We start from the raw sequence: 19,977 nt of genomic DNA on the forward strand, positions 1-19,977 counted from the left end.
GCAATCGCTGGATTGTGCCAGCTTGGCATGGCGGAAATTCAACGCGGCGGCAAGAGCTTGCCGCGGCGCGATCAGCACTGTCCGAGCGATCGTAGCGAGCGCAATCCGATCAGAACGGGTTCCAGGTCGGCCTTTCGGTGAGCTTCAGATAGCCGAGATTGACTCCCAGACGCGCGCCGACGCCGGTGCGGATCGGAACGAGCAGCACCCGGTTGCTCTGCAGCACGTTGAAGCCGACGCCGGCGATGACATAGGCTGAGCCGGCAACGCCGCCGAAGCGGTTATAGAGGCTGCTGATGTCGTCGAGGTTATAGACCAGCATCATCACCCGGGACCCCTCGCCGCCAAAATCCCAGCCGAGCGAAGGGCCTTGCCAGAACACCTTATGGTCGCCGGCGTTCTTGGTGTAGAGCGTCCCCTCGCCATAGGTCAGGCCGCCGATCAGGGCGCCGGATCCTTCCTCGCCGAGCAGGTAGCCATTGGGCAGGCCGTAGGAGGCGAAGATCTTCTCGACGACGGTGGCCAGGCCGCCGGATGTCTCGCCGAAGAATTTATGACCGGAATCGACGATTTCCTGAGCGGTGTACTGCTGAGCCCGCGACGCCGAGGTCGAAAGGACCAAAGCCGCCAGGAGTGTGATGGTCATGGTGAGGACGCGGACGAACGTCCGGTCATAGTATCGGGAAAACATGCTTCCAATCTCCGTCAGGGAGCACTTTCGCCGACGCCTCGCACCCCTGCGGCTCTTGCCGGCCGTTCGGGGTGGCTATCACGGGCAAATTATGCCGTAATCCTTTTTCAACCATTAAGCTCCCACACGAAGATGGCGGTTCGAAGGCTGCGCTTTTGCCGCTGCGGCGGGTTTCCCCCGCGAAACACACCATTTTCGCCGTCGATGATTTTGGATTTGTTGATGCGCGCTCGGGCCCTGTGTATTCAGAAAGCCTTGGAAAAGAGCGTGATTCGTGTGGGCAGGCGCGAAACCGTCGCTCGGCCATGAACAAATGACTTAAGCAGGGATTTCGCCGATGGCCGAGCTTTTCACCCTTTCCGCGCCAGATCTCGCCGCGCTGCTTTGCAGCCGTGTCTGCCACGACATCATTTCGCCGGTCGGCGCAATCAACAACGGCCTCGAGCTGCTCGACGAAGGCGGCGCCGACGAAGACGCCATGAAACTTATTCGCCAGAGCGCCAAGAACGCTTCGGCGCGATTGCAGTTTGCCCGCATCGCCTTCGGCGCCGCGGGTTCCGCCGGCATGATGATCGACACGGGCGATGCCGAGGCCGTGGCCATCGCCTTCTTGAAGAACGAAAAGCCGGAACTGCTGTGGAACGGCCCCCGTGCGCTGCTTCCTAAGAACAAGGTCAAGCTGCTGCTCAACCTCATTCTCGTCGCCAACGCAGCCATACCGCGGGGCGGCAAGTTGGTGGTCACGCTGGAAAGTCTCGAAACCGAGCCGCGTTTTTCGCTGTCGGCCAGTGGCCCGATGCTGCGCGTGCCGCCGAAATTCCTCGAGCTGCATTCCGGCCACAAGCCGGAGGAGCCGATCGACGCCCATTCGGTCCAGCCCTATTATACGCTGCTTCTGGCGCGCGAGGCCAATATGACGATCTCGATCCACGCGACCGCCGAGGAGATCGTGCTGACGGCTGCCTAAGAAAAACCGAAGTATCTTTTATTGCTGATATTTTTGCTGGCGGCGCAGATTGAGCAATGCCAGCCGCGATCCATGTAATCGCCCCGCGGGGCCAAGGCCGCGCGATACCGTGTTTGAAAAAACTTTACCTAACGGCTTTTCGGCTTCTTTACCAGATTGGCCTATGGTGGTTTGCGGCCACCCCGAGATTGCGGTTCGGCAGACGGCAAAGAGGACCCGGACATGAAGCGCTGCCTGTTCGTCGATGATTCGAGCGTCATCAGGAAGGTCGCAAAACGCATTCTTGGCGGCTCGGACATGATTGTCGTCGAGGCCTCGACCGGAGTCGAGGCGACCGACATTTGCGCCGGCGACATGCCCGATATCATCGTCATCGACGGTGGTCTTGCCGACGTCCCGGCCGTGGACCTTATTCGCCGCATCCGTGCTATCGAAGCGCCCATCAAGCCGCAGATTCTGGTCTCGCTGGTCGAGGTCGACGTCGCGGCGATCATGCGCGCCAAGCGCGCCGGCGCCCAAGGCTATCTGTTGAAGCCCTTCAACCGTGCGCAACTGCTCGAAAGCTTTCGCGTCCTGAAGATAGCCGCCTGATTCGCCGGAACCCTTTTCAAGCAAAAACCCGGCCTGAGCCGGGTTTTCGTTCGAATCACCTGGATCGCATATGCGCTCAAGCAAAACCCGGCCTGAGCCGGGTTTTTCGTTCGAATCGCTGGGATGGCTTATGCGCTGACGCGAATATCTTCCGGCTCGCGCAGCACATAGCCGCGGCCCCACACCGTTTCGATGTAGTTCTGACCGCCGGACGCCGCGTCGAGTTTCTTGCGCAGCTTACAGATGAAGACGTCGATGATCTTCAGCTCCGGCTCGTCCATACCGCCATAGAGATGGTTGAGGAACATTTCCTTGGTGAGCGTCGTGCCCTTGCGCAGCGAGAGCAGCTCCAGCATCTGATATTCCTTGCCGGTCAGGTGCACGCGCTGACCGCCGACCTCGACCGTCTTGGCGTCGAGATTGACCACAAGGTCGCCGGTGGTGATGACCGACTGGGCATGCCCCTTGGAGCGGCGCACGATCGCGTGGATGCGCGCCACCAGCTCGTCCTTATGGAAGGGCTTGGTCATATAGTCGTCGGCGCCGAAGCCCAGGCCGCGCACCTTGTCCTCGATGCCGGCCATGCCGGAGAGGATCAGGATCGGCGTCTTGACCTTGGAAAGGCGCAACGTGCGCAGGACTTCATAGCCCGACATATCGGGGAGATTGAGGTCCAGAAGGATGATGTCGTAGTCGTAGAGCTTGCCGAGATCGACGCCTTCTTCGCCGAGATCGGTCGTATAGACGTTGAAGCTCTCCGATTTCAGCATCAGTTCGATGCTCTGTGCGGTTGCACTGTCATCTTCAATCAGCAGAACACGCATTTCATTCCCCTTTTCTGCTGCCGGACCGTGTCACGACCCGTCCGGGACCCGGAGCAGTGATTGCCTGAACAGAAGGTGCCACCGACTGGTTAACAAATCCTAATTTCGTGCCATCCACGATACCAGATTTTTTAACCCCTTTCTACACCCACTTGAATCTAATAACGAATCACAGACCAAAACCGCTAATGCACCACATTAAAAAGTCAGCCTAAGTGACTCCAGGGACTCGCTGGCCCGGGCTTCCCGCCGCCGCCGGAATTTTTACCCGGCCTTAAGTCCTCGCCCGTATGATTAACAATGCCCGTAAACGAATGGTTACCGCCGGCGAAAATCTTTAGGGCTTTGTTTCCTATAGCCCAGGGAAAGCCGGGGGAAACGGGCAGCGCTTAGGTCTTTCCGGGCGGACTGGACGGTATTGCAGGTGTGCGTTTGCGGAGTATCGAGTCATGAAGTCACGTGAAAACCTCGTTCGACTGAAGCAGTTTCAGGTGAATGAGAAGCGGCGGCAGCTCTTGCAGCTGGACATGATGATCGCCGAGTTCGAGCGCATGGCCGTCGAGCTGGAGGCGCAGATCATCGCCGAAGAGAAAAAGGCCGGCATCACCGACATCAACCATTTCGCCTATCCGACCTTCGCCAAGGCGGCTCGCCTGCGCCGCGACAACCTCAGGAATTCACAAAGCGACCTCGCCCAGCAGCGAAGCACTGCCGAATCATTACTCGGCGAAGCTGAAGCGGAGCTGTCCAAGGCGGAGATGCTGGAATCGCGCGACACCAAGATCCGCGAGGCCGAAACGGGCGGCCGCAGCGCCATGATCGGCTGATCGCCGGGCATAGTCGAGTCATGCCGGAGACCTGCCGGCATCCTCAGAGCTGGCAATCGCTAAAAATCGGCCTCGCCGTCTTCACGGCATAGCGGCCTTCTCGCCGTGATCGGCCGATGCCCGGGTTCGGGCATCCTTGATTTCGGATGCATGCTCTTCCGCCCAGGAGCGTATCTGGCTGAGCAATCCCGCAAGGTTCCGCCCAAGCTCCGTCAGTTCGTACTCCACGCGCGGCGGGATCACCGCGAACACCTCGCGCCGCACGAGGCCGTCGCGCTCCAGCACGCGCAGCGTCTGCGTCAGCATTTTGGGCGTGATGCCCTCCAGCTTGCGCGCCAGCTCGCCATTGCGCAGCCGGCCGCTCCGCAGCGCGCAGACGGTGAGATAAACCCATTTGCTCGCGAGCATCTCGAGCACGGTATGCGATGGGCAGGAGCGCCGGAACGCGTCGTAGCCGAAGGGAGATCTGTCTTCGCTATCCATGAGGTGCCTATATATACAAAAGGTACATACTCGACAATCGAATATTACTATCCAAATGATAGCGGGCACATCCACTCGAACAGGAGGCGTTCATGCGTGCCGTTATCCAGACTTCCGTCGGCGGACCCGAGGTCCTTTTCGTGGCCGAGCAGCCCGACCCCAAGCCCGGCCCCGGTGAAGTGCTCGTCCGCGTCAAGGCCGCGGGCGTCAACCCGGTCGATGGCGCCGTGCGCGGCGGTTTCGTTCCGCTGCTCGGCGAACCGCCTTTCATCCTTGGCTGGGACATTTCCGGGACCGTCGCGGCGCTCGGAGACGGCGTGACCGCCTTTAAACTCGGCGACGAGGTGTTCGGCATGCCGCGCTTTCCCAAGCAGGCCGGCGCCTATGCCGAGCTCGCCGCGGCGCCGGCGGACGAGATCGTCGCGAAACCTGCCGCCATCGACCATGCCCATGCCGCGGCCTTGCCGCTGGCCGGTCTGACGGCCTGGCAAGGCCTCGTCCGCCATGGCGGCCTGCAAGCGGGCCAACGGGTGCTGGTTCACGCCGGCGCCGGCGGCGTCGGCCATCTGGCGGTGCAGATCGCCAAGGCGCGCGGCGCCTGGGTGGCATCGACCGCGAGTCCGGACAAAACCGACTATGTCCGCTCGATCGGCGCCGACGAGGTGATCGACTACACCAGGGACGATTTCACCGGGAAGGTCGGCAATGTCGATCTGGTGCTGGACCCGATCGGCGGCGACCACGCCGACAAGTCGCTGGAAGTGCTGCGTGACGGCGGCGTTCTGGTGTCGCTGCTCGACGTTCACGACGCCACCAGGGCGAAGGCCAAGGAGCGGAACATCCGCGTTGAACGCATGTCTGTGCTGCCTGATCGCGAGGGGCTCGCCGAACTCGCCAGGCTGGTCGGGGCCAAAAAGCTGATGCCGCATGTGGCGAAAGCTTTCCCGCTCGACCAGGCGGCGGCCGCCCATGCCTTCCTCGCGACCCGCCCCATCGGAAAGGTCGTGCTGACAGTTTGAATGGAAGGCCGCCGCAAAAGCGAAGGGCGCGGAGTCCCGCGCCCTTGCACGTTTTCGGCCGGCAGCTTAATGCCGGTATTGCTGGATTCGCGTGGTGCGCAGCCCGGCAAGGCCGTATTCGTCGATCGATGCCTGCCAGGAGAGAAATTCTTCGGTGGTGAGCTTGTAGCGCTGGCAGGCTTCCTCAAGGCTGAGCAGGCCGCCGCGTACAGCGGCGACCACTTCCGCCTTGCGCCGGATAACCCAGCGCCGCGTGTTCGTCGGCGGCAGATCGGCGATCGTAAGAGGGCTGCCGTCGGGCCCAATAACATACTTGACTCTAGGTCTAACCAGATCGGTCATCGTACTCTCTACTAAAAACTCAAAGACCCAATCCCCGCCACAGTACCGTCACAGCTTTAAAAATTGCCTAAGCGAACCCTAATGACTAAGTAAGGATCGTGAACGCCCGGTTAGGATTTCGTTTAGAATTTGAAACACCGGCCTCCGGGCCTTGATTTTTGCCGGTGAACTCGTCTTGGCCGCAAGCTGGCGCATGCGTGGCGCTTGACCTATATTCCGGCCATTGGCATTGAGCGCCGCACAGTGAAAGCATCATGAACAGCCTCGATCTCCCTCGCCGCCCCGAAGAAACCCGCGTCGTCGTCGCGATGTCGGGTGGTGTCGATTCCTCGGTGGTTGCCGGCATCCTCAAGCGCGAAGGCTATGATGTCGTCGGTGTGACGCTGCAGCTTTACGACCACGGCGCGGCCACCCATCGTGCCGGCTCCTGCTGTGCCGGACAGGATATTGATGACGCGCGTCGCGTCTCGGAGACGCTCGGCATCCCGCATTACGTGCTCGACTACGAGGAACGTTTCCGCAAAGCGGTCATCGATCCCTTTGCCGAAAGCTATGTCGCCGGCGAGACCCCCATCCCTTGCGTGTCCTGCAACCAGACTGTGAAGTTTGCCGATCTTTTGGCGACCGCTCAGGATCTCGGCGCCGACGCCTTGGCCACCGGCCATTACATCCGTTCGCGCGCCAATGGCGCGCATCGTGCGCTTTACCGGCCGGTCGACGCTGACCGCGACCAGAGCTATTTCCTGTTCGCCACCACGCAGGCGCAGATCGACTACCTGCGCTTCCCGCTCGGCGGCCTGTCGAAGCCGCAGGTCCGCGCCATCGCCGAGGAAATGGGGCTTACCGTCGCCGCCAAGCAGGATAGCCAGGACATCTGCTTCGTGCCGCAGGGCAAATATTCCGACATCATCGCCAGGCTGAAGCCGGCCGCCGCCAATCCCGGCGACATCGTCCATATCGACGGCCGCGTGCTCGGCCGCCATGAAGGCATCCTGCGCTACACGATCGGCCAGCGCCGCGGCATCGGCATCGCTTCCGGCGAGCCGCTCTACGTCGTTCACCTCGACGCCGACCGCGCGCGCGTCATCGTCGGCCCGCGCGAAGCGCTGGAGACGCACAAGATCTATCTGCGCAACATGAACTGGCTGGGTGACGGACTGTTGTCGGATGTTCCGGCCGGCGGGATCGAGCTCTTCGCCAAGGTCCGCTCGACCAGGCCGCCGCGTCCGGCCGTGCTGCATCACCGCGACGGCGTGACCTCTGTCGAGCTGGCCGACGGCGAGTCGGGCATCGCGCCGGGGCAGGCCTGTGTGCTCTATTCCGACGACGGCAACGAGGCGCGGGTGTTCGGCGGCGGCTTCATCGAGCGCTCCGAGCGCGGCGCCGAGGCCGAGGCCATGCTGTCCCGGCTGGCGGCCAGGCCGGCGCAGATTCCCGCTGAGTAAATTCTCGATCTGATTGCTTTATGCAGACGAGCCGGTGTGGATCACTGTGCCGGCGGTCAGGATGCGCAGCACCCGGATCGCTTCCTCGCCATCGGTGCGGGGCTCGGCGCGCGTCTCGATGCATTGCATGAAATGGGCAAGCTCGCGAGTCAGCGGCATGCCCTCGCCGACGGCCACATAGGCAGGTTCGTTGGCGGTGAAGGCCCACTGGCCGCTGTCCTGCCACACTGCGTGGCGGTAGACGGCAAGCTTGCGCTCCCAGGGCTCGACGTCGTCGAACACCGCCATCGCCTTGGTGCCGACGACCGTCAGCCGCCGCTCCCGATAGGGATTGAGTCGCGAGGCGAAGAGATGGCTGCGCAATCCGTTCGGGAAGCGCATATGCAGATGCGCGAAGTCGCTGAGGTTGTCGAGGAGTGCTGCCCCCTCGCCCCTCACTTCGATCGGCTCGGTGCCGGTGATGGCGAGGATCATCGACAAATCGTGCGGCGCAAGGTCCCAGAGAGCGTCGTTCTCGGTATGAAACTTGCCGAGGCCGAGCCGGTGCGAATGGATGTAGCGCACCTCGCCGAGCTCGCCATTGTCGATCAGCGCCTTGAGCGTCTCGAATGCGGGATGAAAGCGCAACACATGGCCGACCATGAAGATGCGGCCATTGTCCTTTGCCGCCTTCACCGCGCGCTCGGCGTCGGCGACCGTCAGCGCGATCGGCTTTTCCACCAGCACGTCCTTGCCGCTTTCGACGGCCCGCACCGCGGTGTCGGCATGGAATTGCGGCGGCAGCGCCATGACGATGGCGTCGATATCGTTGCGCTCGAACAGCCTGTCCGGCTCGATCGCCAGGCAGTCCTGCTCGCTGGCGAAACCTTCGGCGCGGGCGCGGTTGGCGTCGGAAACGGCATGGAGCGCGCCAAGCGCCTTGAGGGTGCGGATATGGTTGCTGCCCCAGTATCCGCAACCGAGGACGGCGATGCGCGGCTTCATTCGCTCAACTCTAGAATTTCTTGGCCGAGACATAACGACGTGCCCCGCCGAACTCAACCCCGGGGCAGGCCCTGAGTGTCTGTCCGGCAAAGCTTTTCTGGGATGAGATCATGACGGCCGGATTATGCCCGCATGTCGGCCGCTTCGAAGCTTGACAGGCCCACCCTCCCAACCTTATATCCGCGCGACCTTGGCGAACGCCTTGAAACAACCCATCCGTCCAGGATGGTTTTTCGGGCCATTTGCCACCCTGGCGGGGTAGCTCAGTTGGTTAGAGCACGGGAATCATAATCCTGGGGTCGGGGGTTCAAGTCCCTCTCCCGCTACCATTGCTCCCCCTGTACGGCCGAAATGCTTAGAGGAATGCTGATCGCGGTGGCGACCCTCGCAGCCGATCCGGCCGACAGGTGTGGCGAGGTCGCCATCTGCATTCGCGAGGACCGTAAGCATCGCGGCGTCGGCTGGGAATTTCTCGGCTATATCGCGCACTATGCCGACGACCATGGCATCGAGACGCTCGAGTCGATCGAAAGCCGCGAGAACCGTCTGCGATCGAGCTTGAGCGCGAGATGGGCTTCACTGTCGCGATGGTTCCCGACGATCCGACGCTTGTCCTGGTCCAGCGGAAGCTCGGCGCCACGTTGGCGAATTAAGATCATTTCCAGCCGTGTAGAGCTCGCTACCAGGGTCGTGGAGATCGGCAGCGGGCGCAAATGGCTGCCCGAGGGATCGGCCATCCACCTCAATCGACAGCTCAGGCATGCGAGGGGCGTTCCGCCAAGCGGGAGACTGTTCCGCTCAGACGGTTTCGACGCCGAGCAGTTCTGTCGCCACCGCGCGTTCTTCGTCGGCCGGAATGACAAGCACATCGACACGGGAATTCGCGGCACTCACAAGGTCTTCGCCGCTGCTACCGTCATCCATGGCGACGCCCAGCCATGCAGCAGCCTCGCATATCCGCCGCCGGATCGCCGGCGCATGCTCGCCTATGCCGGCGGTAAACACCAGCGTGTCTAGCCCGCCCAGCGCAGCAGCCAGCGAGCCGATTTCGCGCCCGACCCGATAGACGAACAGATCGACAGCCCGCATTGCCGCCGGATCCTTCGACGCCAGCAGCGTCTGCATGTTTCCTGAGATGCCAGATACGCCGAGAAGCCCGGACTTCTCGTAAAGCAAGTCGGTCAGCTCGTCGGAGGACAGCTTTCTGTCTTGCAGAAGGTGCAGGAGGACGCCCGGATCGATCGCGCCGCAACGCGTGCTCATGACCAGGCCGTCGAGCGTCGAGAAACCCATGGTGGTGGCCTGGCTTACTCCCGCCTTCATCGCACAAAGGCTCGCGCCGCTGCCAAGGTGGGCGACGACGGCGCGGCCACCCGCGCCGGCGCCGTAACGCCTGCGGAGCTCGTTGGCGATATGGCTGTAGGAGAGCCCGTGGAACCCAAAGGACACGATGCCCTGCTCCGACATCTCGTGCGGCAGGCCATAAAGTCTTGCGATCTGAGGCTGCGTGGCGTGAAAGGCGGTATCGAAGCAGCCGACCTGCATGGCGCCGGGCAAAAGACGGTGGGCCAGATCGACGAGCTCCAGGTTGATCGCCTGATGAATTGGAGCGAGCGGCTCGAGCTTGCGCAAGGCATCGAGCGTGGCCTGGTCAAGCAGCGTTGCGCGGGCAAACTCCCGACCGCCATGGACGATGCGATGCCCGACCCTGCTCACGCGGCGCAACAGGCCGCGGTCCGTCAGATAGGACGCGACGGCTTCGAATGCCTCGCCGACGGAGATCGCTCGTTCGCCGAGGCTCCTGTCGAACGGCGGCGTCGTTGCAGTCGGCGCGACATGGAGTCTGGGCCGCTCGCCGATGGACGAGACGCTGCCCCGCATCAGCAGGTGAAGCTCGCGGCGTCCTTGAAAGGCGGCGAACTTCAGGCTCGATGAGCCGCCATTGAGGACAAGGATGACATCAGTCATGTCCGACCGCTCCAGCCACTTTTGCGGGTCGGATCCTGTCGGCCTGGCGCTTCGGCATCGGCTACTGCTCCCATTTCCAGCCGAGGATCTCCGGCATGTCCTGCCCGTGCTCGCGGATATAGGCCCGGTGCTCGATCAGCTTGCCTTCCATGGCCTGTTTCAGCTGGATATGCGCACCGGCCGGCTCGGGAATGCGGTCGAGCACGCCGAGCACCAGATGATAGCGGTCGAGCCCATTAAGCACGGTCATATCGAAGGGCGTCGTCGTCGTCCCCTCCTCATTATAGCCACGCACGTGGATGTTGTCGTGATTGGTCCGCCGGTAGGTCAGGCGATGGATGGTCCAGGGATAGCCGTGATAGGCGAAGATGACGGGCTTGTCCCTGGTGAACAAAGCATCGAATTCGCGATCCGACAGCCCGTGCGGATGGTGTTCCCTTGGCTGCAGGGTCATCAGGTCGACGATGTTGACCACACGCACCTTGAGGCCGGGAATGTGGCGCCTCAGGATTTGAACGGCGGCCAGCGTCTCGAGCGTCGGCACGTCTCCGGCGCAGGCCATCACCACATCCGGCTCGGCCCCGCCGTCGGTCGACGCCCAACCCCATATGCCGATGCCGGCGTTGCAATGGACTTTCGCCTCGTCGATGGACAGCCACTGCCAGGAATTGGCTTTCCCGGCGACGATGATGTTGATGCGGTTCCATGTCCGCAGCACATGATCCGTCACGCAGATCAGGCTGTTGGCATCCGCCGGCAGATAGACGCGCACGACATCCGCCTTCTTGTTCAACGCCACGTCGATGAAGCCCGGATCCTGATGGCTGAAGCCGTTGTGCTCCTGCTGCCAGACATGGCTAGACAACAGATAGTTCAGCGAGGCGATCGGCCGCCGCCAGGCAAGCTTGCGGCAGGCGTCGAGCCATTTCGCATGCTGGTTGAACATGGAATCGACGATGTGCGTGAAAGCCTCGTAACAGGAAAAGAAGCCGTGGCGCCCGGTGAGCAGGTAACCTTCCAGCCAGCCCTGGCAGGTATGCTCGGATAGAATTTCCAGAACCCTGCCTTCTCGACCGAGATGCACGTCCTCCGGCAGGATCTCTTCCATCCAGGCACGCTCCGTCACCTCGAAGACATCCTGCAGCCGGTTCGATGCCGTTTCGTCGGGCCCGACGATGCGGAAATTTCTTGCGTGCTGGTTCAACGTCATGACGTCACGCAGGAAACGGCCCATCACACGGGTCGACTCCGCCTTGACGCCGCCGGGCCGCTCGACCGGGACGGCGTGCTCTTGCAAGGCGGGCAGTTCCAGAGACCGGCGCAGCAGGCCGCCATTGGCATGCGGGTTGGCGCTCATGCGCCTTTCACCTTTTGGCGCAGTAGCACGGACCGCAGCCACCGGCGCGCCGGCGGCATCGAAAAGCTCTTCGGGCCGGTAGCTTCTCATCCATTCCTCGAGCATCCTCAGATGCGCAGGGTTATCGGCGAGGCCGGAAAGCGGGACTTGGTGGGCGCGCCAGAATCCTTCGGTCTTCAGCCCGTCGACCTCCTTGGGACCGGTCCAGCCCTTCGGGCTTCGCAGCACGATCATCGGCCAGTTCGGCCGCGGCCGCGCGGTCTTCGCGCCGTTGCGAGCCGTGTCCTGAATCGCCTTGATGCGGTCGAGCGCATCGTCGAGCACGAGCGCCATTCGCTCATGCATCCATGCCGGATCGTCGCCCTCGACGAACAACGGCTCGTAACCATAGCCGACGAACAAGGCACGCAGCTCTTCTTCGGGAATGCGGGCGAGAATGGTGGGATTGGCGATCTTGTAGCCGTTGAGATGGAGGATCGGCAGCACCGCGCCGTCAAGCGCCGGGTTGAGGAACTTGTTGGAATGCCAGGAGGTGGCGAGTGGTCCGGTTTCCGCCTCGCCGTCGCCAACCACGCAGGCGACGACAAGGTCCGGGTTGTCGAAAGCCGCGCCATAGGCATGCGAGAGCGCGTAGCCAAGCTCGCCGCCTTCATGGATCGAGCCGGGCACGTCGGGAGCGGCATGGCTTGGGATGCCGCCCGGAAAGGAGAATTGCCGGAAGAGCTTCTTCATTCCAGCCTCGCCCGGCGCGACGTCCGGATTGATCTCGCTGTAGGTGCCTTCGAGGTAGCTATTGGCAACCATCGCGGGTCCGCCATGACCCGGACCGCAGACATAGATGACATTGGCGTCGCGTTCCCGGATCACCCGGTTCAAATGCGCATAGATGAAACTGAGGCCCGGCGACGTGCCCCAATGGCCGAGCAGCCGCGGCTTGACGTGCTCCAGCCGAAGCGGCTCGCGAAGCAGCGGATTGTCGAGTAGATAAATCTGCCCGATGGTCAGATAATTGGCGGCACGCCAGTAGGCATCGGTGTCGTGCAGTTCCTGTGCGGACAAGCGATTGGTGCTGGGACGCTCGGTCATTTTCCGACTCCTTCGCTGGTGCCAGACCCACCCGGCTGAAGCTGAACGCTTGAAGGCCGCCACCGGTTCATCACTGGTCGGTGTCAACAACGGGCGAGCTTTGATCCATCGCAGATGCCGGTCGTGTGCGACCCGAATTCCAAAGCCCGGTTGTGTGGCAAGACAGCGCCGTCTTGGTTTCAGAGCCGCTGGCGGGCGATTTCGCGTTCGTGCTTTTTGCCGCCGGCATACTGGGAGTAGGATTGATCGGCGTGCCCGTCCTGGCGGGCTCGGCGGCTTACGCACTGGCGGAGGCCATGGGCTGGCAGGAGGGGCTTGAGCGCAAGGCGGGCGATGCGCGTGGCTTCTATGGCGTCATTGCGGTAAGCATCCTGGCGGCGCTGGCCATCCAATATCTGCCCATCAGCCCGATGAAGGCGCTGTTCTGGAGCGCCGTCATAAACGGCGTCGTCGCGGTGCCGCTCATGATAGTGGTCATATTGCTGGCCTCAAGCCGATCGGTTGCGCGGACAACCCGTTCACGACAGCGTGGAGAGCGGCCCTATTTTGCGGGTCCCTCTGGTTACCGGCCAGTTCCTCGTGTTTCTGGGTCCCCATTTCATCCTGTTATGAGCTGAGTATCGAGGCGTCCTGTATTTTGACTTTCGCGCTCGCGGTCATGCCTTGCGTTCCTGCAGGATGTTGCCGCCGTCCACGACGAGAACGGCGCCGTTGACATAACTGGCTCCGTCGGACGCCAGGAACAGCACGGCCGCCGCGACTTCCTCGGGGCTGCCGGCACGGCCAAGCGGTGTGTTGCGGGCAGCGACAAGCTCCTCAGGCGTCGAGGCGCCCGTCGCGATCCATCCCGGCGCCACGGCATTGACCGTGACGCCGCTGCGGCCGACCTCCAGGGCAAGCGCATGCGTCAGCCCGATCATGCCGGCCTTGGCCGCGGAGTAGGCGGCCTCGCCTTCATTGGATACGTAAGGCCCCGTCACCGATGCCATGTTCACGACGCGTCCATGGCCGCGCTGCACCATGCCGGCCAGAAAGCCGCGCGTGCTCAAAAAGGCGGTCTTCAGGCTGACATCGATGCCGCGGTCCCAGTCGCTTTCGCTGAGGTCAAGAAATCGCCGCTGCAGCGCCGGCTGGGCGATGGTGCCCATCCCGGCATTGTTGACGAGGACGTCGATCTCGCCAGCCTCGGAGCGTAAACGATCGACGTCGCCCGAGAGCGTCAGGTCGGCCGCGAAAGCGCGGACATCGAGTCCCTCGCCCCGCAGTTCCGCGGCTCGTTGCTCGACGCGTGCGGACGAAGCGGTGATGGTGACCGAAACACCGGCCTCGGCCAACGCACGCGCGATCGCCACGCCGATGCCGTCGGTGGCGCCCGCGCCGGTCACCAGTGCCTTGCGGGATTTGCGGAACACGACCATTTGCCCTCCAGGATGCAGGCGCCGACATGCCGGCGCGGCCAATCACGGCCGCGACGACCCGAACCGGCTCAATAGCCGGCGCTGACGCCGAAATCGATCGAAAGCGCGGCTCCGGTGATCGGCGCCGCGCCCGGCTGGCACAGATAGTGGATGAAGGAAGCAATCTCCTCCACCTGGATGAACCTTGCTTTGTCCCCTTGCGGATAGTGCCCCAGGAGCCGGCGCTTGTAGCCGTCGGGGTCGTCCGCACCATAGGTCTTGGCCTGATATTCGATCATCGGCGTTGCCGTGTCGCCAGGACAGACGGCGTTGACCCTGATGCCTTGCGGGGCGAGTTCCAGCGCGAGAGCCTTGGTCAAGAGCACCAGTCCGCCCTTCGAGGCGCAATAGACGGAAGCCCCGTTGTTGCCGACGATGCCGGCGTCGGACGCAATGTTGACGATCACGCCCTGCGCCGTCGACAGATGCGGTATGGCTGCCGAGATCAGGAAGAAGGCTCCCTTGAGATTGACGTTCAGCACCAGGTCCCACTGATCTTCCTCGACCTCGCGTGCCGGTCCCTCGAGCCAGACCCCGGCGGCGTTGACGAGAATGTCGATCGCACCGCCCCACTCCCTGGCCTTGCCCACCACGTCGCGGCAGGCAGCGACGGAGCGGATATCGAGCGGCAAGCCCATCGCGTCCGCCCCGGCCGCAACAATCTTGGCCACGGCGCCGTCGAGCTTGGGGCCGGGAAGATCCGCGAGCACGATCCGCTCGCCGTCGGCGGCGAAACGCAGTCCGGTCGCCAGACCCATTCCGCCGGCGCCGCCGGCGATCAGAACAGTCCTTCCAGCCATTCGATAGTCTCCAAAACGCAGCTCGGCAAAGGCAACCACGTCATGAAGCCATGTCGCATGGACCAGCCAGGCAAAACAATGATCTCAGCACGCGATCATCCCAGCTCGAGCGTCGTGACGCCGAAAACCGTCGACTGGTCGTTGCCGGGCTTGCCGCCCTTGTACATGCGTGTCGTCGTGAAGCCCGGAACCATGCCGGCGGCCTGCAGCATGGCGGTGAATTGAACCTGGCCGGCCGGCACGTCGATGTGCAATTCCTCGCCGGCAATTGCATCCGACAGGTCCGCCAGCATTGCCAGGGCCAGGTCCGTCCGATCTGCGAACAGCGGCCCGACCTTGAAACCCTGCCTGCAGCGGCGCGCCACGCCGTAGCCGGTAATGCCGTTCGATCCGGCTGAGAGCAGCGCAATCCGCGGCGGCCGCAGCCACTCGCCAAGGAAGATTTCGCGCAGTGCTGGAAAGCACTTGCGATCGTAGGCGAAAATCTCAGCCGTGTCGCCGGCCGTCACGGGTCTTGTCTTGCCGCCCTCGGGCAAGCCGGATGGACCGCCGCTGTGGCGGACGGTCTCATAGGCAGGCACGAAGCCCATGCGCTGGTAGTTGGCCCGCTGCTCGGCCACCCCGTCGAGACCGATGATACGGTTGCCCAGACGCGCCATGCCGGCGTCCCAGACCGCCTTGCCGTGACCTTCGCCACGCCGGTCGGGCCGGCAGATGTAGAGGCCGATAAAGCCAAAGCCCGAGCCGTATGCGACGGCCGAAATGCCGGCCACCATCTCGCCGCCGACAAAGGCGCCGATGAACCCTTGCGGATCGACCGCCCGAAACGCCGCGGCATCGCCGGTGCCCGGATTCCAGCCCTCCTCCGCTGCCCAGCCAACAAGCGTTTCCACCTCGCTGGCGGTCAGCATCCTGATTGTTCTCGGCATCGTTTCACTCAGGGTCGGCCATCACCGACCAGGATAGGCCGCCCTCCTCAGGCTGCAAAGTGCTGCGCGGATTCCTCGTCAACCATACGTTATCGACCGGCGCCGACCGGCGCGGCCGACGCCAAGGCGCATGTATTGGAGACCGTCGCGCTGGCCCGACAGAACGCGGCATCCTCGAAGCGCGGATCCTGCAGGATTGTCTGCGAATCGGCACCAGGGACGAAGCCCGGCCCCGGGAAGCACTCCCCGCAGCCCCGATGGCGCGGAACCTATGCTCGCCTGGCGGGACTCGTCAATTCAACGCAGGAGCTGCGGGCCCGACGGCTTTCCCGAACCGATACAAAGAGTTAGCAGCGAATTCACCGCCTGATCGTTCGTTGTTCCAATGGGCAACTGGACACGACCGGCGAAGACTGGGAATCTTCATTTGTCGTTGCTTGGAATCGCATGGAGTGCCGTAGGAAATGCCGCTGAGCGCCGCAGAAATCGCCCGTCATCCGGCAGCGCTTCACGGTGTCCAGGAGCAGTCCAAGGCGCTCATCCATATTTATCAAACGAGCCCGCGGCTGGCTGCCGTGTTTGCCACCCAGCAGCGCTGGCTGCTCGCTCATGTCGGCTTGGCTCTGCATTTCCGGCGCGATCCCAACGACCGCCGCACCGACATGACGATGGCGCGTTTCATCGAGGTCGTGCGCCGCAATTCCGTGGCCAGCCGCAACACCGCCGAGGCTTTCGTCAAGGAGATGCTGCACTACAACATCGCCGAATATATTTCGGCCAGCGGTGATGGCCGCGCCCATCCGTTGCGGGTCACGGCGGGCACCATAGAGACCTTCACCGGCTGGATTTACGCGCATCTGCGAACGCTCGACCGCATAGATGGCGCGAACCGGCTGGAAAACTTCCTCGAGCGACCCGAGATGCTGCCCATCCTGCAGCCTCTGATCGCCGATGGATTGCTGGCCAGCGGCGCAGTGCGGGAGCCTGGGCAGACCTTTTCATTGTTCATCTGGCTAAACAACGGCGGCATCGTCATGGACTGGCTGATGTCCGGTATCGATCCTGAGGATGTCCATCTCGACAGGATACCGACCGGCGTCATCTCGGTCAGGGAATTCGCCCACTGGCTGAAGCTCTCACGCACCCATCTGGCGCGCAAACTGTATGATGCCGAGGCGCTCGGCAGCATCGGCTGGATCGGCCAGCGCGGCCATTCCGTGATGTGGGTTTCAAGGGCTTTCTTCGACGAATACATGGCCGTCCAGGCAGCCAAGCTCGCCGTCGTCGACGAGGCCTTCGAAGCCTGTATCTCAGCTCTGAAGAATCGCTGACCGTCAAGACTCCGCCCGGCGCCGCCCAAGACCGGTACCCGCGCTGGCGGGCGCCGCGCAGGCGGTCAAGCTCGCCATCATCGACGCGGCTTTCGCCGCAAGCATGACGCAGGCGACGGGCCGACCGCTTCTATCCGGCCTTCAGGATCGCGGAAAAGCGCGGATCGAAGGCCCGGCTGATCGGCTCTGCCGCGGCGCCGACCGCGATCGCCCAGGGATCGGTGGTGCCGAGTTGCAGCCGTGGCAGGCGCCGGACCGGGCGATCCGCGATCGACGGCAGCAGCGGATGCATGGCCCGAAGCAGGAGCCGGGCGAGCGCCTCCGGCGCGCTGGAGGTGAGGATGACGGTTTGCGGATCGAAGATCGTTTCGATCAGATGCACGCTCCAGCGCAGGTCGGACGCGGCTCTTTCGACCCAGCCCATGACCCGCGGATCTTGCGCAAGCGCCAGTGCGCCAAGCGTCTCGTAAAGCCCCCTCTCGGTAGGGTCGAGGCCGAGATGCTGATAGAGCGAGGCCAGCGATGCACGGTGTTCGAGCGGCGTGGAACCGGGGCCGGCCGGCGAAAGCAGCGCCATGCCGACCTCGCCCGCATTGCCGTTGCCGCCGCTGTAGAGTTCGCCATTGAGGATCAGCCCGGCGGCTATGCCGTAACCGACATAAAGGCAGACGGCGTGGTCGACGCCATGCGCCGCGCCGACGATCCGCTCCGCCGTCGCGCAGGCGGCCGCATCGTTCTGCAGGACGACATCGAGCCCGGTGCCGGCCGAAAGCGCCTCCACCAGCGGATATTGCTGCCAGGCGGGCATCATCCATTTGTTGTCGGGGTTCTTCAGCCCGAACGGTCCCGGCATGGCGACGCCCAGTCCGACCAGCCGCCGCTCGGACTGGACAAACAAGGAAGCCAGCTCGCGCCTGACGCGGTCGACCAGGCCGAGGATGATCCTGACGCCCGCCGAAGGCTCGTCGAACGGCAGTCCCGCCTCGGCGCGCGCGATCACCTTGCCGACGAGGTCGACCACCACCACGCGCGTCAGATGCCGGTCGATCTGCAGCCCGATGGCGAAGGCCCCTTCGGGAACCAGCCGGTAGGGCGTGAAAGGTTGCCCCCTGCCCTTGCGCACCGCATCCAGCGCCACGACCAGGCCATCGCGCTCGAGATCCTCGACGATATTGGAGACCGCCTGCTTGGTAAGCTGCGTCGCCCGTGCCAAGTCGGCGCGCGAAAGCGCGCCGTTGAGCCGCAGCGCCTCGATCATGACGCGGCGGTTATGGGCGCTCGTTCCCTCCTGGTTGGTGCCGCTTTTGGCGCGGATCGGGCTGATATCGTGCACCGTCGTTTCCCCTCTTGACTCCATTAAAGGATTGATCGACTAATTAAGTCAAGCGAATTGACTTAATAGGTGAGACCCGCGCGGTTCTAAAAAAAGACGGCAAAAGCTTTCGAGCTCCGCCGCACGCCGTTGGGGATGGATCCGGTCAGACGCGATGCGAATTCGAGAAAGCGGCACAGCCTTGGCCGCCCACTCGCAGCCGTCGAAAATGGGAGAAAGACAAATGCTGAAATCGATCGGTAAGACACTTCTGGGCGCGGTGTTCGTTGGCGGGCTGCTCGTCCCCCACGCCTTTGCTGAAACCACCTTGAACGCGCTCTTCATGGCGCAGGCCGCCTATAGCGAGGCCGACGTGCGCTCGATGACGGAGGCCTTCACCAAGGCTAATCCGGACATCAAGGTCAATCTCGAATTCGTTCCTTATGAAGGCCTGCACGACAAGACCGTGCTCGCCCAAGGATCCGGCGGCGGCTATGACGTGGTGCTGTTCGACGTCATCTGGCCGGCCGAATATGCGACCAACAAGGTGCTGGTCGATGTCTCGTCGAAGATCACCGATGACATGAAGAAGGGCGTTCTGCCCGGGGCCTGGACCACCGTCCAGTATGACGGCAAGTACTATGGCATGCCGTGGATTCTCGACACCAAATACCTGTTCTACAACAAGGAAATCCTGGAAAAGGCAGGTATCAAGGCGCCGCCGAAGACCTGGGAAGAACTCGGCCAGCAGGCCAAGGCCATCCAGGACAAGGGCTTGCTGAAGACGCCGATCGCCTGGAGCTGGTCGCAGGCCGAAGCCGCCATCTGCGACTACACCACGCTGGTCAGCGCCTATGGCGGCGACTTCCTCAAGGACGGCAAGCCCGACTTCCAGAACGGCGGCGGTCTCTCGGCGCTGAAATACATGGTCGACAGCTACAAGTCGGGCCTGACCAATCCGAACTCCAAGGAATTCCTGGAAGAGGATGTGCGCAAGGTGTTCGAGAACGGCGACGCCGCTTTCGCGCTGAACTGGACCTACATGTACAACATGGCCAACGATCCGAAGGACTCCAAGGTCGCGGGCAAGGTCGGCGTCGTGCCGGCGCCGGGCGTTGCCGGCACCAGCGAGGTCTCGGCCGTCAACGGCTCGATGGGCCTTGGCGTCACGGCGGTGTCGAAGCACCCGGACGAAGCCTGGAAATATATCGAGTTCATGACCTCGCAGGCGACCCAGAACCAGTATGCCAAGCTGTCGCTGCCGATCTGGGCCTCGTCCTATGACGATCCGGCCGTCACCAAGGGCCAGGAAGAACTGATCGCCGCCGCCAAGCTCGGTCTTGCCGCGATGTATCCGCGCCCGACCACGCCGAAATACCAGCAGCTGTCGACGGCGCTGCAGCAGGCGATCCAGGAATCGCTGCTCGGCCAGGCGACGCCGGAAGACGCGCTCAAGACCGCTGCCGAAAACAGCGGCCTCTGATCTGGCGTTCCTCCACGCGGGCGGCCTCATCCACGAGCGCCGCCCGTGCTGTTTCTAGAGCAATTCCAGGAAAAGTGTGAA

20 protein-coding genes and 1 tRNA gene are annotated in these 19,977 nt (G+C 63.1%); 9 read left to right on the forward strand and 12 right to left on the reverse strand.

The window, feature by feature from the left end; genetic code table 11:
* Positions 1 to 109: 109 nt before the first annotated feature.
* Positions 110 to 646 (reverse strand): DUF1134 domain-containing protein, encoded by a 537-nt coding sequence (locus tag LB538_RS07310; RefSeq protein WP_224514585.1) that lies wholly within the window; start codon positions 644 to 646, stop codon positions 110 to 112.
* A 382-nt stretch (positions 647 to 1,028) separates the two neighbouring features.
* Between LB538_RS07310 and chpT the strand changes: the two genes are divergently transcribed.
* Together chpT and LB538_RS07320 are read left to right on the forward strand one after the other, a co-directional pair.
* Entirely contained in the window at positions 1,029 to 1,658 is a 630-nt protein-coding gene (gene chpT / locus LB538_RS07315) for a histidine phosphotransferase ChpT (protein WP_095766435.1), read from the forward strand.
* Positions 1,659 to 1,880: 222 nt separating this feature from the next.
* Positions 1,881 to 2,249, forward strand: a complete 369-nt coding sequence (locus tag LB538_RS07320; protein ID WP_224524466.1) for a response regulator — start codon at positions 1,881 to 1,883, stop codon at positions 2,247 to 2,249.
* 128 nt (positions 2,250 to 2,377) lie between these two features.
* Here the strand turns inward: LB538_RS07320 and ctrA are convergent, their stop codons facing one another.
* Positions 2,378 to 3,073, reverse strand: a complete 696-nt coding sequence (gene ctrA, locus LB538_RS07325; protein WP_006203583.1) for a response regulator transcription factor CtrA — start codon at positions 3,071 to 3,073, stop codon at positions 2,378 to 2,380.
* 449 nt (positions 3,074 to 3,522) lie between these two features.
* Between ctrA and LB538_RS07330 the strand changes: the two genes are divergently transcribed.
* The gene (locus LB538_RS07330) at positions 3,523 to 3,900 is read left to right on the forward strand and encodes a flagellar export protein FliJ (protein ID WP_040989842.1); all 378 of its coding nucleotides are present in this window, start codon (positions 3,523 to 3,525) and stop codon (positions 3,898 to 3,900) included.
* A gap of 81 nt (positions 3,901 to 3,981) precedes the next feature.
* Here the strand turns inward: LB538_RS07330 and LB538_RS07335 are convergent, their stop codons facing one another.
* A complete protein-coding gene (locus LB538_RS07335; protein ID WP_140838824.1) occupies positions 3,982 to 4,383 on the reverse strand; it encodes a winged helix-turn-helix transcriptional regulator in 402 nt (133 codons plus the stop codon).
* 92 nt (positions 4,384 to 4,475) lie between these two features.
* On the opposite strand from LB538_RS07335, the gene LB538_RS07340 reads away from it, so the two are divergent.
* Complete coding sequence (locus tag LB538_RS07340) at positions 4,476 to 5,402, forward strand: NADP-dependent oxidoreductase (RefSeq protein WP_224524463.1); 927 nt, start codon at positions 4,476 to 4,478, stop codon at positions 5,400 to 5,402.
* A gap of 66 nt (positions 5,403 to 5,468) precedes the next feature.
* Here the strand turns inward: LB538_RS07340 and LB538_RS07345 are convergent, their stop codons facing one another.
* Positions 5,469 to 5,744 (reverse strand): DUF1153 domain-containing protein, encoded by a 276-nt coding sequence (locus tag LB538_RS07345; RefSeq protein WP_006203587.1) that lies wholly within the window; start codon positions 5,742 to 5,744, stop codon positions 5,469 to 5,471.
* A gap of 254 nt (positions 5,745 to 5,998) precedes the next feature.
* Here LB538_RS07345 and mnmA point away from each other — a divergent pair, with 254 nt between their 5' ends.
* Positions 5,999 to 7,189, forward strand: coding sequence for a tRNA 2-thiouridine(34) synthase MnmA (gene mnmA, locus LB538_RS07350; protein ID WP_224524460.1), 1,191 nt, complete (start codon positions 5,999 to 6,001; stop codon positions 7,187 to 7,189).
* An 18-nt stretch (positions 7,190 to 7,207) separates the two neighbouring features.
* Here mnmA and LB538_RS07355 read toward each other — a convergent pair whose 3' ends face one another.
* Complete coding sequence (locus LB538_RS07355; RefSeq protein ID WP_224524457.1) at positions 7,208 to 8,173, reverse strand: Gfo/Idh/MocA family protein; 966 nt, start codon at positions 8,171 to 8,173, stop codon at positions 7,208 to 7,210.
* A gap of 252 nt (positions 8,174 to 8,425) precedes the next feature.
* Here LB538_RS07355 and LB538_RS07360 point away from each other — a divergent pair.
* A tRNA-Met gene (locus LB538_RS07360) sits at positions 8,426 to 8,502 on the forward strand.
* A gap of 159 nt (positions 8,503 to 8,661) precedes the next feature.
* On the opposite strand, the gene LB538_RS07365 is transcribed toward LB538_RS07360, so the two are convergent.
* The 3 genes from LB538_RS07365 to LB538_RS07375 all read right to left on the reverse strand — a co-directional run bounded on the left by LB538_RS07365 (position 8,662) and on the right by LB538_RS07375 (position 12,584).
* A complete protein-coding gene (locus LB538_RS07365; protein ID WP_224524455.1) occupies positions 8,662 to 8,910 on the reverse strand; it encodes a hypothetical protein in 249 nt (82 codons plus the stop codon).
* Between the two features lie 61 nt (positions 8,911 to 8,971).
* On the reverse strand, positions 8,972 to 10,141 hold the full coding sequence (locus tag LB538_RS07370) for an acetate/propionate family kinase (RefSeq protein ID WP_224524451.1): 1,170 nt from the start codon (positions 10,139 to 10,141) through the stop codon (positions 8,972 to 8,974).
* Between the two features lie 61 nt (positions 10,142 to 10,202).
* On the reverse strand, positions 10,203 to 12,584 hold the full coding sequence (locus tag LB538_RS07375; protein WP_224524448.1) for a phosphoketolase: 2,382 nt from the start codon (positions 12,582 to 12,584) through the stop codon (positions 10,203 to 10,205).
* 173 nt (positions 12,585 to 12,757) lie between these two features.
* Between LB538_RS07375 and LB538_RS07380 the strand changes: the two genes are divergently transcribed.
* A complete protein-coding gene (locus LB538_RS07380) occupies positions 12,758 to 13,201 on the forward strand; it encodes a divalent metal cation transporter (protein WP_224524446.1) in 444 nt (147 codons plus the stop codon).
* Between the two features lie 39 nt (positions 13,202 to 13,240).
* On the opposite strand, the gene LB538_RS07385 is transcribed toward LB538_RS07380, so the two are convergent.
* The 3 genes from LB538_RS07385 to LB538_RS07395 form a co-directional block, all read right to left on the reverse strand.
* Positions 13,241 to 13,996: an SDR family NAD(P)-dependent oxidoreductase gene (locus LB538_RS07385; protein ID WP_224524444.1), complete on the reverse strand. Its 756-nt coding sequence runs from the start codon at positions 13,994 to 13,996 to the stop codon at positions 13,241 to 13,243.
* 74 nt (positions 13,997 to 14,070) lie between these two features.
* Entirely contained in the window at positions 14,071 to 14,841 is a 771-nt protein-coding gene (locus LB538_RS07390; protein WP_224524441.1) for an SDR family NAD(P)-dependent oxidoreductase, read from the reverse strand.
* 95 nt (positions 14,842 to 14,936) lie between these two features.
* Positions 14,937 to 15,770, reverse strand: a complete 834-nt coding sequence (locus LB538_RS07395; RefSeq protein ID WP_224524440.1) for a GNAT family N-acetyltransferase — start codon at positions 15,768 to 15,770, stop codon at positions 14,937 to 14,939.
* A gap of 464 nt (positions 15,771 to 16,234) precedes the next feature.
* Between LB538_RS07395 and LB538_RS07400 the strand changes: the two genes are divergently transcribed.
* A complete protein-coding gene (locus LB538_RS07400; protein WP_224524437.1) occupies positions 16,235 to 17,101 on the forward strand; it encodes a hypothetical protein in 867 nt (288 codons plus the stop codon).
* Between the two features lie 130 nt (positions 17,102 to 17,231).
* Here the strand turns inward: LB538_RS07400 and LB538_RS07405 are convergent, their stop codons facing one another.
* On the reverse strand, positions 17,232 to 18,434 hold the full coding sequence (locus LB538_RS07405; protein ID WP_224524434.1) for an ROK family protein: 1,203 nt from the start codon (positions 18,432 to 18,434) through the stop codon (positions 17,232 to 17,234).
* 223 nt (positions 18,435 to 18,657) lie between these two features.
* Here LB538_RS07405 and LB538_RS07410 point away from each other — a divergent pair, with 223 nt between their 5' ends.
* Positions 18,658 to 19,896, forward strand: a complete 1,239-nt coding sequence (locus LB538_RS07410; RefSeq protein ID WP_224524431.1) for an extracellular solute-binding protein — start codon at positions 18,658 to 18,660, stop codon at positions 19,894 to 19,896.
* Positions 19,897 to 19,977 lie beyond the last annotated feature (81 nt).

Origin of the sequence: Mesorhizobium sp. Ca11 (assembly GCF_020165275.1) — a bacterium.
GTDB lineage: Bacteria > Pseudomonadota > Alphaproteobacteria > Rhizobiales > Rhizobiaceae > Mesorhizobium.